We start from the raw sequence: 15,672 nt of genomic DNA, 5'->3' as shown, positions 1-15,672 counted from the left end.
GGAACCGGGCCGGAGTGCGGGCATGCCGAGCCTAGGCGAGGCACCGAGTGGTGGGGCAAAGACCTTTTGCTTACTTTTGGGGCTTTTCCAAAGTGAGCCGCTGTAAGAGCGGAACCATAAGCCGCCGTTACCGAAGAAACGGATATGTACTCAATCACCAATAAACCGCACCCCCGCCCTAACCCGCTCATCCACGGTCAATTCGAAAATATCCGGCCGGGCATAATGCCCAACCACATCATAGTCATACCGCGCCCGCACCAAATCATCCGTATCAATCCGCGCCACCAGCAACCCCGCCCCACCGAGCAATGGCCCGGCAAGAACGTCCCCCATGGGCCCGACAATCACACTGCCCCCCGCGATCAGAGGCCGATCCACCGGCCAGTTCGCCACCTCCACACCCAACGCCTGGGGTGACGCCTGCACCTGACACGCACTCACCACAAAACACCGCCCCTCATGGGCAATATGCCGCATGCTCACCTGCCACATTTCCCGCTCATCCACCGTCGGCGCGCACCACACTTCCACACCCTTGGCGTACATCGCGGTGCGCAACAACGGCATCATATTCTCCCAGCACACGGCGCCACCGATGCGCCCTACCGCGGCATCAATCACCGGCAACGTCGAACCATCACCCTTGCCCCAGATCAGCCGCTCAGTGCCGGTAGGCATCAATTTGCGATGCCTGGCCACCAACCCGCCCACCGGCTCGAAATACAGCACCGTGCAATACAACGTGCTGGCACTGCGCTCGATCACGCCCAACACCAGGCTCGCCCCGGTACGCGCCGACAAGCCGGCCAGCGCTTCGGTCTCCACGCCCGGCACATCAATCGCATTGGCAAAATACCGCGCAAAGGCCTCACGCCCTTCAGGCAGGCGATAACCCAGCTGGGTGCCGAAGCCCTCACCCTTGGGATAACCCCCGAGCAACGCTTCCGGCATCACCACCAGTTGCGCACCGCTGCGCAGGATTTCGTCCTCGTAGGACAGGATCTGTTCCAGGGTCTCAGCCTTGCCACCCGGCAAGGAACCGATTTGCAGCGCAGCCACAGTAGAAACAGGCATCACGATCACTCCGTATCAATGGGGGTTGCCCATTCTCCGGCCAGCGGCAATCATGAATAAAGCCCGCTTCGCTGCTAACTGATATGAGCCATATGAATATCGCCAACGTCGATCTCAACCTGCTGAAAACCTTCGAGGCCCTGCACGACGAATCCAGTGCCAGCCGTGCCGCCCTGCGTCTTGGCGTCACGCAGTCGGCGATCAGTGCAGCCCTGCGCCGCTTGCGCGATGTGTACGGCGATCAGTTGTTCGTGCGTACCGGCCGGGGCCTGGCGCCCACCTTGCGGGCCAATCAGTTGAAGCCGGTGATCAGCGAAGCCCTGGATCGCTGCCGCCAGAGCCTGGCGATGGTGGATCCCCTGGGCAATCACTATCAGGGTCGTTCGGTGGTGGTGGGGTTATCGGATGATTTCGAAATCGCCTACGGCCGGCGGCTGATTGAAGAGATTGCCCGGCGTGCGCCAAAGCTGCGGTTGATGTTCCGCCAGACCCACAGCCAGATCGTTGCCGACGCCCTGCTCGACCGCAGCCTGGACCTGGCAATCACCGCCGGCGGGTTTGCCGAGCGCCGGTTGAGCCGGCAGGTATTGGGGGAAGGCCATTACGCGTGCCTGGTGGACCCCGACAGCCTGGCGCCGGGACAACAGGCCATCGACCTCGACGAGTTCGTCAGGCGCGAGCATGTGCTGGTGTCATCCGGCGGGTTTATCGGGATCACCGACGAGGGCCTGGCCGCGCAGGGGCTGAGCCGCCACGTAGGTGCCTCGACCACGCACTTCGCGGCGCTGCCGTTCCTGCTCAAGGGCAGCCAGGCGGTGGCGACCATCCCCGGCCATGCGGCCCAGGCCATCGCGCAGATGACCGGACTGAGGGAGCTGCCTTGCCCGCTGGCGCTGCCGCGTTACCCGGTGGAGCTGGGCTGGCGCACCCAGGCGCAACTGGATCCGTTGCTGCTCAAGGTGCGCGAGGCAATCGAGGCTTGTTTTACTTCGCCGCCATCAGGCGATTGACTTCACTGCGCACCATGTTCGAGAACTCCGGCGGTGACATGCCGTCCAGTTCTGCACGCACCCATTCGGCCCATTTGCCCTTGCGCTTGGCGCGTTCGCCAAACAGGCGGGCGGCCTCACCCTTGGCCTTGCCCAGGTTGCTTTGCCAGAGGTCGTAGAGACGGGACTTTTCATCTTCCAGCGCGGCGCGCTCGGCGAGGGGCTTGTTGGCCAGATTGAAGCTCATGTTGAATTACCTGCTGCACAAATAGGTGACATCTTACACTGTAGGTTGAAATTTCCTGGCCTGGATTTCTCCTAAGCTGACCACAGGAAAAAAACTGCAACTTTTGCCCGCTTCAAACACTCCATTCTTCATCAAGCGCATTCATTGCCACATTCACCCGCAAGGAGTTAACCCAATGGCTCGCAAATCTGCCGCCCAAGCCGTCGAAGACCAAATCAAGGACCAAGCCTTCAGTGAACTGACCGCACTGATCGAAGAATCGGACAAGCTGCTCAAAAGCAGCGCGTCACTGGTGGGGGAAGAAGGTGAAACCCTGCGTGAACAGGTCGCCATCAAGCTCAAGCAGGCGCTGGACTCGGTGTCCAACGTGCGCGAGCGCAGCAAGCCGGTGGTGGATGCCACCGAAACCTATATCGGTGGCCACCCATGGCAGACCGTGGCGATTTCCGCCGGGTTTGGCCTGGTAGTCGGCCTGTTGCTGGGCCGCCGCAACTGATCTGATGCAACGGCTGCGCCCTCCCCGGGCGCAGCTCGCTTCAGGCCTGTGCCAACACCCGCAACCGACTCAATTCCTGCGTTTCGATCTCGATCCCGCCTGACAGCGACTTCGCCCGTGTGCGATGGCGCCGATCCCCCGGCAAACGCCGCAACCCTGCCGCATGCATCTGTCGCACCAGTTCCTGGCTGCGCTCGGCGAAGCTCTGCCCGGCGGTCTTGCTCGGGTCGATCACGATCAGCAGTTGGCCGGTCCATGGGGTGCGGGCGCCGGGGTGATCGGACCAGTTGAACTCAAACGAGAAGTTACCGCCCGTGAGGGCCGCGGCCAGCAGCTCGACCATCATCGACAGGGCCGACCCCTTGTGCCCGCCAAACGGCAGCAGCGCGCCGCCTTCGAGGATCGCCTTGGGGTCCTGGGTCGGCTGGCCGAGGCTGTCCACGCCCATGCCCGGCGGCAGGCGCTCGCCCTTGCGCGCGGCAATCTGCACGTCGCCATGGGCGATAGCGCTGGTGGCCAGGTCAAACACGATCGGCAGGCCATCGGCGCGGGGCGCGGCGAAGGCAATGGGGTTGGTGCCGAACAGCGGGCGGTCGGCGCCGTGGGGCACCACGCAGGTCATGCTGTTGACCACGCTCAAGGCCACCAGGCCTTCTTCGGCGAAGGGCTCGACATCCGGCCAAAGCGCCGCGAAGTGGTGGGAGTTATGGATCGCCAGCAAGGCAATCCCGGCACTGCGGGCCTTTTCCACCAACAACGGGCGGGCGGCTTGCAGTGCGGGCTGGGCGAAGCCGTTGCCGGCATCCACCCGCACAAACCCGCTGGCCACATCCTCGACCACCGGCACCGCCTTGCCGTTGACCCAGCCACTGGCCAGGGTCGAGACGTAACCGGGGATACGGAATACACCGTGGCTGTGGGCACCGTCGCGCTCGGCGCTGGCGCAGTTCTCGGCCAGCACCTGGGCCACATCGGCCGACGTACCGTGGCGGACAAACACCTGGCGCAGCAGGTCGGTCAATTGCGCATAACTGAGTCGCTCTGATGAAGACTCGACATCCAAAGGCGATGCAGACATCTGAAGCTCCCGTTTAATTATTGGAATGGGCGACAGCGTACAAGAATCGGTCCGTCGATTAGACAGGGTTTGCCCCATGGCTGTCGACAGGGAGCGCCAGACATATCTAGCCCCTCGTGGCGCCAGGCCTGGATAGGTTGCAGGCACGCAACTCTTCAAGGATCAGGATGATGAGCCACACCCCTCTCCCGTATTTTTTCCCCGAAGCCATGCGCGTGGGCTGGAGGGCGCTGGACCGTGAGCGCCAGCTGAACATCGACAGCAGGGACATCGAGTTTCTCGGCAAGGTGTTTTTTGCCAGCGATGCAGGCCGTCGCCAACAGTCGCCGCCAATGATCGCGCAGCGCATCTGGTTGAATAAAAGCACTGCCAATGCCGTCGAACTGGCCGGCAGCTTCATGATGAGTTCAACCAGCGCCTACCCACATGCCTGGCTCTACACCCCGTACGGCGGCCTGGAAAAATTCGACAGCCCCGCCCACTTGCTGACAGCACTGACCGAGCGCTTGAAAACCCCGGACAGCGCCACGCAACTGCTGTACTTCCTGCCCTTGCAGCAACAACCATCGCCGCTACTCGACAACCGACTGGTGCTGACACCGGAGGCCATGCTCGGCGACGTATTGGGTGAACAGGAAAAAACCCTCAGACGCTATCAGGAGAATAATCGCCAGGCGCTGCTGGCGGCGTTGAAACAGTTGCCCGCCCTCGGCGCCCTGCTTTCAAAACTGCTCGAAAGCGTCTGCCGCCCACTGTTCCCCGGGCTCAGCCCCGGCGAAGCCCACGTGAGTTTTTTCGCCATACAGCCCGTTGGGCACACGGTGCCTCGCTGGCTCGACTCGCTGCAACTCAATGACGCGGTGCTGTTGTACTACCGTGAACAAGCCTGGCCCGCCGGGCAAACCCGGGAGTTCTTCCACCCCAAGCGGCCTGCCGACGCCAAAGCCCGCGACACGCAGCGTTGGGAAAGCGCGATCAAACAAGCAGCCGGCCAACTGATCCCGTTCCTGCACAGTGCACTGGAGACGTTCTGGAACAGCGAGATCGCACCGGGCGTGTCGCGTCGGGCCTGGTTCGCCCGGGCCATGGCCGCCAATGCGCAACTGGATCTGCTGTTCAAGCGCCAGCAATCCATCATCAGTCCGGAGCAAAGCCGCGCATTGGCAGCGCTGTACTCTTCCCGGGGTAACGAGGCCCCCCCGAACAGCCAGACGCTGCGCGTCGAGAACGTACAGATCTGGGAGCAGCCGAGCAACGCCGTCGAGCTGGCCAGCACCTTGATGATCGGCAATTCGCAGACCTTTCTTTACACCCCCGAGAAGGGCCTGCAGGTGCTCGGGACCTACGACGATCTGATGGACACCCTCAAGGCCATGGTCAAGGCACCAGGCTATGAAGACGACCTCTACAACCTGATGTCCCTGGAGGAGCGGGCGCTGTTTGTGGGGTTCAAGACGCCGCAGTTTTCCGGCACTCCCATCGCCGGCAATCTGTTTGAGCAGGTGCTCGAAACCATCATCGGCAAGCAGCAACAGAACCTACGCTACGCAATCGACCTGTACCGACGCACCCGCGCCGGCATTGACCCCTCCGCCTTGCTCGACTACGCGCTGGATGTGCGGTACATGATCGACAGCCACCTCCCGGGCCTGGATACCGCGGGACGCTGGACGCCTCATTCGGTACTGGCCGACCCGACTCGCCCGGTGTCGCTGGCCGCCGAACGTGCCGCCCTGCTGCAAAAGCAGATGACCGATATCCAGGACACGCTGGCAACCCAGGTGCGAGCGCAACCCACATTGGCCAACACCGTCAATCAGGCGCTCACCGCCGAGTTCAACCGCCGCGGCTTGGCTGGCCACGATCCCGGCAAGATCTACGTCAATCGCTACGCCGCCAGCGCAAGCGCGACACCCGCCACTGCGCCCCTGGAAAGCCAGAGCCTGCGCAGTTACTTTCTTGCGCGCCTGATACACAAGCGCGGGCCGATTCCGCAAACGCCGCACTATGGCCTTTACGCCAGCCAGGTCGATGGGGCTGTCACACCGCTGGGCGGCCTGGACATAGCGCAAGCCAACGCAGTGCTCGATGCCGCACTGGTCAAGTTTCATCACTCCAACATTGCCGATGTTCCCCGCGAATACCTGGAACAGCTCACGGCGCCGATGGCCCATGCGATGGCGGTGGCGATCCAGGGCGAAGCCAGGCTCAGGCGCCTCAACAACAGCCTGGACGCCCGAGATGAGTCAATCGTGCAAACGGTGTTTGATCTTCAACACCCTGATCGCCGCCGGCGCCAGGGCCTGGGTGGATTCATCCCGGATGCCTATGCGTTGACCGTCGAACCCGAGGGCCTGACGCAACGGGTGCCCCTGGCGCATTGCTTGATGCTCACCGAACGCGGTGGCCTGGCCCCGTCCCACTCAGGCCGGGCCGTGCTGTGGACGCCGGCGCGCGGCCTGGAGAGTTTCGCCAATGTCAGCCAGTTGCAGACAGAACTGCAACGACGACTGGCCGCCCCGGACCTTCGCAGGCAGCTACTGGCCAATCTCGACCCGCGCTATCTCAAACCGCACCAGGCCTGCGCACTCGGTCAGTTCATGCTGATCAACGGCGCGGTCGCACAGCACTGCCAGCAGTCCTGGATTGATCATTACAGGGCACAACGGGCTCACTGCCTCACCCTGACGCTCTCAGGGGACGCCTTGCTGAAGCGTCTCGGGGGGCTGGAAAAGGCCTTGCCGGCCAACGACCTGGGCCATGCCTCACAAATCGCCCAGACCTTCATGGCACAACAATCACTGCCCGCCTGGCTGGGGATGGCGACTGTCAGCCAACAGCGTCGCCATGTCGAAATCCTTGAGCAATACCGCCACAGCCTCACGGACGACAAGGACTACCTTGACGATTTCCTGCCGCTGCCAGCGTATCTCGGCAGCAAGCTCATCGACTTGCTGCAGCCCTATGACGTGCGCCCGCAAGACGTCTACATCCTGCCCAAGCTGGTATTGGCCGGCCAGCGGCAGAACCTGGTGGACTACGCCCTCAATCACGTCAGCCAGCAAGCTGCTGCATTCGATGTCGAGTCCACAGCCGCCGGCCTGACACCTGCTGTGGTGCGCCAGATACTCGCGCGCCTGCCCCTCAAGCAGGACCACCAGGCTTGCCTGGTCGAAAAACTCACCCCGGGCAAGCCGGGCGCAGACGTGCGGGAGCGCCGGTTTATTCGGCAACTGCCCTGGCAACTGCTGCAAAATGCCCACGCGCTGAGGCTGCAGGAACTGTTATCACCTGCGGGCCTGAGCCTGGTCGAACAGGTCCTCGACATGCCGGACGCGCTCGCCCGCGCAGCGGTCGAGGGCGCGACCTCGACAGTGCGTCCGCTGGAGTTGATCGCCACGGCGGGGGCCCGGTCCATCAAGGCCCTTGGGGTCTACTTGATCAGTGCCGTCGAAAGCACTCCGCTGGTGATGTATGCGCCCTATGGGCCGCAACAGGCGTTCCAGGAGTTCGACAACGAGGCGGATTTGATTCGCCGGCTCAACCTGCCCGGCCCCTTGCAGGACTGGGTGATCGGTCGCCTGCCAGAGGCTGAGCAAGCCACGTATAGACACCTCTGGGCCAGCACGGTCGGGGGAACCTCGGAAATCACCCTGGGGGCCAATCCGATCAGGGGCCACGCCCTCAAGCAGTTGTACCGCGACAACATCGGAGTGATCTCGAACCTGTTTGAACAGCAATCCCAGGCCAACGGCCGGTCAGCCTGGGACACCCTCAAAGCCTTGTTCAGCAGCGGACTGCAGCACGCGCAGGCGTTGCTGCCGGGCAAACTGATGGTGCCGCTGGTGATCTGGCAAAGCTACAAACTGTTCCAGGCCTCTGCCGAAGACTTGCAGCAACACCGCTGGCGCGAGGCGCTGCAAACCTTCATCGGCGGTGTCGCGCAAATGGCTTCGATCCGCGCATTGATGGATGAACCCTCGACACCAGGCACCGCCCCCGCGCAACCCGCGCCGACGCAAACGGCCAGTGCCTGGCACGACATCGACGTCACCGCCCGGGCCCGAACCCGGCTGCAAGCGTACGAAGCCTGCGACATCAGCCTGGAGGGCCTGACGGCAGGCAACACGGGCGTCTACACAGCGACGGACAACCGGCATTACCTGCCGTGCACAGGCAAGGTCTACCGCGCCAGGCAGGTCGAAGGCCATTGGCGGCTTTTCAGTGCACGGTCCAAAGGACCGTTTGTGCGCCTGGATGCCAACCGCAAATGGACCCTGGACCCGGGCGCATCGGTTCGCCGCCACGGCCCCGGATGGAGTGCAATGATGGACCGCCGTGAGGTGCGGACAGCCGTGGACCAGGTGATGAACGTCGAGGCCCGCGGCCTCGCCGAGATTCGGCGTGTGTCGCCCTCCAGGGCCCAAGCGATCGTCGAGGCACTGGACCTGGCAACCTTCTACCTGCACAACTGCCAGCAGAACCTGAAGCTGCTCGACCACCAGTATCCGCCCGTGACCCGGGTGCATCGCTTCATCAACCGCTTCTTCGGCATCCCGATAGACGCCGACACCGGCCCGACCAAGTTTCCAGAAGCCCTCGCGCAAAAACTCATGGACACGGTGACCGACATTCTCGATGAGGCGCTGGAGCCGGCACTCTACTCGCTCAATTCCCGGCGTTTCGTCTCCGGTGCGCATATTGCCGAACCGGAACGGCATTGGGCGTTTACCATCGACGGCGACCCGGATCGACGCATCTACCTCACTGAAAACTTCTTCAACCCCCCTACGGCCGATTTCGAAGGGCGCCTGATCAATCACTTCGACCAAAGAGCCCATGCCCGCGCGACCACCTTGATTCATGAGTTGACTCATATCGTGAGCAATACCGCCGACGTCGCGTACCTCAATTCCACATCACCTTTTTCCGACCTGATTGAAGTACAGACCCAAGCCGGTCGCGATCTTCAGGACTGGCTGCGCAACGTGCAGGAGAATGCGTACTCGATCAACACGCCTGTTGGGCAATTGTTCAAATCAACGGACGCGTGGGGGCCTACCGGATTCGACCTGGGGACCGACCCGGAAGATGACTACATCAAGCAGCAGATTCTTGCCACGACCGGAGGCGTGGACTTGAGCAATGCGCGGGGAATTTTCAAAACCAACCTGACGCGGCGGTTCAACACACAGATGGATAACGCCGACTCACTGACCTTGCTGATCACCACCCTGGGGCGCCAGTTGGACCCCGTGCCTTCGATTGCCGAAGCCACACCGTAACAGACAGGGTGCGGGCCGAACGCCCGCACCCGTCAGTTCATTCAGTCTTTCTGATCGCGCAACACATTGCCCGACTCACCGTCGATGCGGAACTCATAGACCACGCCATCGGCCTTGCGCCCCTCACCTTCCCAGTAGCCATCGTTATCGGCTTCGATCTTGTAGATCTGGACGTAACCAGCCTTGGTCTTGGCGGTCTCGATGGCTTTTTCGATGGTGATCCAGCCTGCGCCCGGTTTGTCCGCCAGGGCGGCTCCAGCACTGAGCAAGGCGGTGGTTGCGACAACGGCGGCTAGGGTTTTCTTAAGCATTTTCGTGCTCCATTAGGGAATGAGTGTTACCGGTCCTGAATTTTTTAGGGCCCTGCAGACGAGAATTAGTTCCAATTGATGTGCATTCGCCATGATGGCTGTTCTCGCCGTCCTGCTGTGGAGGTTAGAATGTCGGAAATCAGGATGAGTTAATGACAGATAAGTCCCTATCAGAAGCCGAATATGACGCCATCACCGATGCCGCTGCGCACTGGTGCATGCGTCTGCACGCTGGCGATTGCACGACGGCGGAGCGTCAGGCCTTCGAGCAGTGGCACGATGCGCATCCACTGCATGCCTTCGAATACGCCGCGATGCTGGAAATCTGGGACGTCGCCGATCACTTGCCCCGCAGCGATCCGGCCCCCGTCGTGGCGCGACGACAACCTCGCAGCCGTTTGAGGAACTACGCGGTAGCGGCGGCGATATGCCTGGTGGCCTTGCCACTGGCGGCCTTTACCGGCTGGGAAGCGGGCTGGCTGCCCAGTTCGTACAACCATTACGAAGCTGAAAACAGCTTGCGCCAGGTCACCCTTGACGACGGCAGCCAGGTTGAACTGAACCTGGGCACCGAACTGGTCTACAGCAATTTTAAGGATCAGCGCCGGGTTACCCTGAAAAAAGGCGAGGCGTTTTTCAAGGTCAGCCATGACGCGCAACATCCGTTTATCGTCCACGCCGGGGACGGCCAGGTTCGAGTGACCGGCACTCAGTTCAATGTCTGGAAATACGAAGACCATGTGCGGGTCATGCTGCTGCAAGGCTCGGTGCTGGTGAGCAGCGACGACGCCCACAGCGGCCTGCGCCTGTCACCCGGGATGCAGGCCAGCTACAACCGTGGCGATGCCAGCCCCCAGGCCCAGCCGATTGCCCCGGGCGACACCGCCCTGGCCTGGCGTGACGGCAAGCTGATCCTCGACAACCTGGCCCTGGCCGACGCGTTGCCGTTGATCAACCGCTACCTGAGCAAACCGGTGATGCTGGCCGACGCCGGCACCGGCGCGATCCGCATTGGTGGCATCTACAACATCAACGAGGTGTCCAACCTCGTCCCCTCCCTGCCCAAGGTCCTGCCGGTCTACCTGACCCAGAACCAGGACGGCAACCCTGTACTCAATTCGATTCCGCGCAAAACCCCAAAGAGCTGAGCCAGGGTCATGGGCCTGCGCCCTCCTCCCGGATGCTGCCTGCGTCAAATCGTCCATTTTTGAAACACTTGCACCGGCTGAGCTGACAGCCGGCTGCGGAGTGCCGGGTTTACGGCGCGCAGTGTTTCATCCCTGAGACACCTGCCAGGCGGGCTGGACAAGGGCCCGCTGTCTCACAGTTGAAACACATCCACTGCGCATTCTTTCCCCCGCGCTCATAACCCCATGAATGTCATCACAAATTCAAAAGCGGCACAGCTCCTGCTCTCTTCCTGACAGCGCTGTTTAGGGTCAGCGCCAAGAATAAGGAATGCCGTCGTGAAGACACTTAATCCAGGCTCGTTGAGCCTTCTGCTGATCAGCTGTGTACTGAGTACCAGCGTGAGCCTCCCGGTGCTCGCGGCAGGCGACGGTGTGATCGTGATTCAGCGCACCGTCCAGGGCCACATGGCTGGCCGCACCGCTGGCGTCGACCCCAACCCGGTCACCGTCAATGCCAATTCTTCTCCACAGATCCTGCGGGCCACCAGCGAGCTGAGCGACAACGACTACGCCAACATCAGCAGCGGCTCCAGCATCACTCGCGCCATCCTGCCTGGCGGCAACCTTCCCGGCTTGACCAACAACGGGGGTGGCGTAGGCCTTGGTGGCGGCGCAGCGGCCGGCCATGGTGGCGGCTCCAGCCTCTCGGGGCAGATCAACGGCTCAATCTCCCGCGGCATGGCGCCTTTGAACAATATCGGCAGCCTGATGGGAGGCCAGTGAGATGAACCATTCCTGGTTGTTCCTGGCGATCCTGGGCTGCTCGGCGGCCATGGCTGACAACAGCGCAGTGATCGACAACTCCGGCAAGCAATACAACGGCATCGTCTCGATCAACCAGGCGGCCGGCAGTCAGCAACAACAGCTCAACAGCCGCGCGATTTCGGCGGGCAGCAACTCCCAGGCGGGCGGCGCCCTCAGCCAGACCATCGGCGGCGCACCGGCCGATCGCTCCCAGTACGCCAGGGTGGCGATCCAGGGCAACTCATTCAGCAATGGCAGCGGTGTACTGGGCGTCAACCAGTCGGCCGGGGCCAGCAACCAGATGATCAATGCGGTGCGGATCAGCGTGAATGCTGGCCCGCAAAGCATCGACGACAGCGTCATGTCGCAACAGAACGTGGCGCTGTCACCAAACTCAGGGTTCACCTCTACCACTGGCAGCCGCCAGGTCGTCACAAGCGACCAGGCCTTCACCGGCAGCCGTGGAGTGGTACAGGTGAATCAGAGTGCCGGGGTGGGGAACCGCATGGCTAACGCCCTGAACGTACAGATCCAATGATTCATTGGAGCTCGAAGCTGGACCGTACCAACACTTAACCAACTAATTAGAAGCAAGGGGAAATACCATGAAAACTACAATGGCTCTTAAACCACTGGCCTTCGCTCTCGCTGCAATCATGGCTGCCGCCGCACATGCCAACCCACCTACTCATCAGCCTACCGCTGCAGTAGCCGCCGTTTCCGATGCGCAATCGAGCAACCACAATGGCGTGCTCAACCTGGGCACCCAGAACAACGCGTCGGCCAACAACTCGTTGAACGGCAGCAGCGGCAACGCCCAGGCCAACATCGCAGCCGGTGATGGCAACCAACAAGACAACCAGACCGCCATTGCGGCCGGTGATGCAGATGCCGTGTTTGCCCTGGGTACCATTACCCAAGACAACCGCAACAACATCTCTGTGCAAGTGGCTACCCACAACAACGCTTCGCTCAACAACTCGGCCAACGGCAGCTCCGGCAACCTGGGTGTGAGCGTTGCCGCGGGTAACTTCAACCAACAGAAAAACCAACTGGCAATTGCTTCTGCCAGTGGTGCCGCCGCCGCTGCCTCGAGCAACACTACTCAAACCAGCGTCGACAACACCTTCCTCAATACCGTGGCCACTCAGTCTGGCCCATGGGGCAGCCACACTTACCTGCCTGTCGTGAACAACGCCAGCGCCAACAACTCGCTTAATGGCTCTTCGGGCAACCTGGGCGCCAACATTGCTGCAGGCGTGGGCAATCAGCAGGGCAACACCACTGTGATTTCCTCCGGCGTACGTTTCTGATGCAACGGGGCCTTGGCGACAAGGCCCCTTTTTATTCCAGTGTCCTCCAGGCCATTCGATCATGCGGATCATCGCCCTCACCCTCCTGTTATTGCTCACCGGCCCGACTTGGGCGGGGCAAATGGCGATTGCTGCCATGCCCGGCGGTGGCGTGATTTTCAAGAAGGTCGAGAGCATCCGTGAACGCAAGTTCGCCAACCTGGTGGAACAGAAAACCGATTTCAGCTGCGGTGCCGCCGCCCTGGCCACCATCCTGCGCCAGGCCTACTGGATGGATGTGGATGAAGACCACATCATCAAGGGCATGCTGGTCAACGCCGATCAGGACCTGGTGCGTACCCAGGGCTTTTCGATGTTGGACATGAAGCGCTACCTGGAAAGCATCGGGATGCGCGCCCGGGGTTACCGGATCAATGCAGACACCCTGCTCACGGTGAAGATCCCGGTGGTGGTGTTGCTGGAGATTCGCGGCTACAAGCACTTCGTGGTGATGCAGCGCGCCGACAAGGACTGGGTGTACATCGGCGACCCGGTACTGGGCCATAAACGCTATGCCCGCGACGACTTCGTCAAAGGCTGGAATGGCATCGTCTTCGCGGTATTGGGCGAAGGTTATGACAAGACCAACGTGCTGCTCGACCCGCCCACCCCACTGACGGCGAAAAACAGAATCAATGAGTTCAGTCCGGTGCGGGACAGTGAATTGATGGACTTCGGTTTTATCCAGAGCGACTTCTTCTAGAAGCGCAATAAGGGGCAGGACGCTCCAGGAGCAAACGATGAACACTTACCGTTGGCTGACGGTCATGTGCCTGGCAGCCTCAATGCCCGCTTATGCGTCATCGGTGTTCAAACCGATTGAAATAAAGGACTCGGAACTGGCTGACCTGCGTGGTCGCTACGTGATGCCGGGGCGGATCATCAGTTTTGGCATCGTGATGAGCAGTACCTGGACCAATGCCGCCGGCGACAGCGTGACCGGCTCGGCCAGCATGAACGTCAACGCGTCGACCGTCACCCCGCAGTTTTATGTGCAGGTAACCGACAGCCCCACCAAAGTCTCGCCCAACCAGCCGAATGGCACCGGCACGGTAGTCGGTGGTGCCGGCCTGGGCAGCGGCCAGGGCGTGACCCAAAGCGTGCGCGCCGCCGGCGATGGCAACACCGCCAGCAATAACGTGAATATCAATGTGAACCAGAATGGCTTGTCGCCGGCCAATGTCGTCCAGTCCGGACAAGCCCTGGTGGCTGGCCAGTCGGTCACCGGCAGCACGGGTGCCGGCCAGGTCACGGTGTCGGCCGCCAATGGCGGGCTGCAAATGGCGATCCTGGCCAACAACAATCAGGGCAATTCGTTGCAGCAGATCGGCGCCGGGAATGTCCTGCAAGGCACGGTTTTGCAGGGTAACAGCAACTTCGTCAGCAACATGACCCAACTCAATGTGGTGCTGGGCAACAACGGTTTGAACAATTTGGGGCAGAACCTGAACCTGAATCAACTCAGGGGCCTACGCCCTAACGGTTATTGAACTACGCTGTGCCTCGACACTTGCGCATTAGAAAGGGACGGCTTATTCCATGCATCGATCGCTATCGTTACGTGCCGTAATTTGTTTAAGCACGCTCCTGCCCGCATCCATGTTGTATGCCGCGCCGGACACCGACATAGACACATTGAAAAAGGAATTGCTGGAGCTCAAGCAACGCTACGAAGTGCAGCAAAAAGCACTGGCGGTGCTGGAGCAACGGGTACGCCAGGTGGAAGAACAACCGGTGGCGCCGCCGCCCAAACGCCTGGCCAAATCCCCGGCAGACTTCCAGAAAGGCGGCACCACGGTGGCCGGCAACACGCCGGGAGTCGGCGCGGCTGCGGCCTCGGGCGGTGCAGCCGGTGGCGCGTCCTACGGCCAGTCCCTCAAGGATGATTCGGCCCCGGCACAGAGCGTGAGCAACTTGTATAACGAGGCCAGCGGGTTCTTTGGCAACGGCAAGTTCAGCTTTGAAACCGGCGTCACCTATTCCCGCTACGATGCCCGCCAGTTGACCCTCAACGGCTTCCTGGCGCTGGACTCGATCTTTCTCGGCAACATCAACCTGGACCGGATCAAGTCGGATAACTGGACCGTCGACCTCACGGGCCGCTACAACCTCGACAACCGCTGGCAGTTCGATATAAACGTGCCGGTGGTGTACCGCGAGTCGACCTATCAGTCCGGTGGTGCCAACGGTGGCAGCGGCACCGCGACCTCGGAACAATCGGTCACGCGTGACCCGACTATCGGCGACGTCAACTTCGGGATTGCCTACAAATTCCTCGACGAGAGCGTCAACCTGCCGGATGCCGTGGTGTCGGTGCGGGTCAAGGCGCCCACCGGCGAAGATCCGTTTGGGATCAAGCTGGTCCAGTCATCCAGCAACACCAACCTCTTCGTGCCGGAAAGCCTGCCCACCGGCAACGGTGTGTGGTCGATCACGCCGGGTATCTCGCTGGTCAAGACCTTCGACCCGGCGGTATTGTTCGGCTCGCTGTCGTACACCCACAACTTCGAAGACTCGTTCAGCGATATCAGCTCCCAGGTCGGCCAGAAGACCCCGGGGAAAGTGCAGTTGGGCGACAGCTTCCAGATCGGCGCTGGCGTGGCGTTTGCGCTGAACGAGAAGATGAGTATGTCGTTCTCGGTGTCCGACCTGGTGCAACGCAAGAGCAAGCTCAAGCCGGATGGCGGCGACTGGCAGTCAGTGGTTTCCAGCGACGCCAACGCGGGTTACTTCAACGTGGGCATGACGATTGCGGCAAGCGACAACCTGACCATCGTGCCGAACCTGGCCATCGGGATCACACCGGATGCGCCGTCGTTCAGCTTCAGCCTGAAGTTCCCGTATTACTTTTAAGGCATGACAACGGGAAAAGCCCCGCAACGATAAGTGTCGTTGCGGGGCTT

14 protein-coding genes are annotated in these 15,672 nt (G+C 61.5%); 10 read left to right on the top strand and 4 right to left on the bottom strand.

Annotated features, from left to right (window positions below; translation table 11 throughout):
- Nucleotides 1-150 precede the first annotated feature (150 nt).
- Nucleotides 151-1,077 carry a carbon-nitrogen hydrolase family protein gene (locus HX814_RS21195; protein ID WP_177009793.1) on the bottom strand — a complete coding sequence of 309 codons (927 nt, stop codon included), beginning with the start codon at nucleotides 1,075-1,077 and terminating at the stop codon, nucleotides 151-153.
- Nucleotides 1,078-1,169: 92 nt separating this feature from the next.
- On the opposite strand from HX814_RS21195, the gene HX814_RS21190 reads away from it, so the two are divergent.
- The gene (locus tag HX814_RS21190; protein WP_087694394.1) at nucleotides 1,170-2,087 is read left to right on the top strand and encodes a LysR substrate-binding domain-containing protein; all 918 of its coding nucleotides are present in this window, start codon (nucleotides 1,170-1,172) and stop codon (nucleotides 2,085-2,087) included.
- Here HX814_RS21190 and HX814_RS21185 read toward each other — a convergent pair.
- Nucleotides 2,062-2,313 carry a hypothetical protein gene (locus tag HX814_RS21185; protein ID WP_003217960.1) on the bottom strand — a complete coding sequence of 84 codons (252 nt, stop codon included), beginning with the start codon at nucleotides 2,311-2,313 and terminating at the stop codon, nucleotides 2,062-2,064. The genes HX814_RS21190 and HX814_RS21185 overlap by 26 nt on opposite strands.
- Nucleotides 2,314-2,488: 175 nt before the next feature.
- Between HX814_RS21185 and HX814_RS21180 the strand changes: the two genes are divergently transcribed.
- A complete protein-coding gene (locus tag HX814_RS21180; protein ID WP_003217958.1) occupies nucleotides 2,489-2,809 on the top strand; it encodes a YqjD family protein in 321 nt (106 codons plus the stop codon).
- Nucleotides 2,810-2,849: 40 nt separating this feature from the next.
- On the opposite strand, the gene HX814_RS21175 is transcribed toward HX814_RS21180, so the two are convergent.
- Nucleotides 2,850-3,887, bottom strand: a complete 1,038-nt coding sequence (locus HX814_RS21175; RefSeq protein WP_177009794.1) for an Ldh family oxidoreductase — start codon at nucleotides 3,885-3,887, stop codon at nucleotides 2,850-2,852.
- A 170-nt stretch (nucleotides 3,888-4,057) separates the two neighbouring features.
- Between HX814_RS21175 and HX814_RS21170 the strand changes: the two genes are divergently transcribed.
- Nucleotides 4,058-9,172, top strand: a complete 5,115-nt coding sequence (locus tag HX814_RS21170) for a dermonecrotic toxin domain-containing protein (protein ID WP_177009795.1) — start codon at nucleotides 4,058-4,060, stop codon at nucleotides 9,170-9,172.
- 41 nt (nucleotides 9,173-9,213) lie between these two features.
- Here HX814_RS21170 and HX814_RS21165 read toward each other — a convergent pair whose 3' ends face one another.
- The gene (locus HX814_RS21165) at nucleotides 9,214-9,483 is read right to left on the bottom strand and encodes a PepSY domain-containing protein (protein ID WP_003217951.1); all 270 of its coding nucleotides are present in this window, start codon (nucleotides 9,481-9,483) and stop codon (nucleotides 9,214-9,216) included.
- Between the two features lie 152 nt (nucleotides 9,484-9,635).
- Here HX814_RS21165 and HX814_RS21160 point away from each other — a divergent pair, with 152 nt between their 5' ends.
- The 7 genes from HX814_RS21160 to HX814_RS21130 all read left to right on the top strand — a co-directional run bounded on the left by HX814_RS21160 (nucleotide 9,636) and on the right by HX814_RS21130 (nucleotide 15,622).
- Complete coding sequence (locus tag HX814_RS21160) at nucleotides 9,636-10,631, top strand: FecR family protein (protein WP_177009796.1); 996 nt, start codon at nucleotides 9,636-9,638, stop codon at nucleotides 10,629-10,631.
- Nucleotides 10,632-10,949: 318 nt separating this feature from the next.
- Nucleotides 10,950-11,396: a hypothetical protein gene (locus HX814_RS21155; RefSeq protein ID WP_003217947.1), complete on the top strand. Its 447-nt coding sequence runs from the start codon at nucleotides 10,950-10,952 to the stop codon at nucleotides 11,394-11,396.
- Between the two features lies 1 nt (nucleotide 11,397).
- Nucleotides 11,398-11,955 (top strand): adhesin, encoded by a 558-nt coding sequence (locus tag HX814_RS21150; RefSeq protein WP_177009797.1) that lies wholly within the window; start codon nucleotides 11,398-11,400, stop codon nucleotides 11,953-11,955.
- A 79-nt stretch (nucleotides 11,956-12,034) separates the two neighbouring features.
- Nucleotides 12,035-12,730: a hypothetical protein gene (locus HX814_RS21145; RefSeq protein ID WP_087694373.1), complete on the top strand. Its 696-nt coding sequence runs from the start codon at nucleotides 12,035-12,037 to the stop codon at nucleotides 12,728-12,730.
- Between the two features lie 61 nt (nucleotides 12,731-12,791).
- Entirely contained in the window at nucleotides 12,792-13,472 is a 681-nt protein-coding gene (locus tag HX814_RS21140; protein WP_003217941.1) for a C39 family peptidase, read from the top strand.
- A gap of 37 nt (nucleotides 13,473-13,509) precedes the next feature.
- On the top strand, nucleotides 13,510-14,259 hold the full coding sequence (locus HX814_RS21135) for a hypothetical protein (RefSeq protein ID WP_003217939.1): 750 nt from the start codon (nucleotides 13,510-13,512) through the stop codon (nucleotides 14,257-14,259).
- A gap of 49 nt (nucleotides 14,260-14,308) precedes the next feature.
- Nucleotides 14,309-15,622, top strand: coding sequence for an autotransporter domain-containing protein (locus tag HX814_RS21130; RefSeq protein ID WP_043224814.1), 1,314 nt, complete (start codon nucleotides 14,309-14,311; stop codon nucleotides 15,620-15,622).
- The last annotated feature ends 50 nt before the right edge of the window (nucleotides 15,623-15,672 follow it).

This window comes from Pseudomonas sp. C8002, assembly GCF_013385765.1.
Classification (GTDB): domain Bacteria; phylum Pseudomonadota; class Gammaproteobacteria; order Pseudomonadales; family Pseudomonadaceae; genus Aquipseudomonas.
The sequence above is the reverse complement of the archived record's forward strand: the minus strand, read 5'-3'. Positions and strand labels throughout refer to the sequence as shown.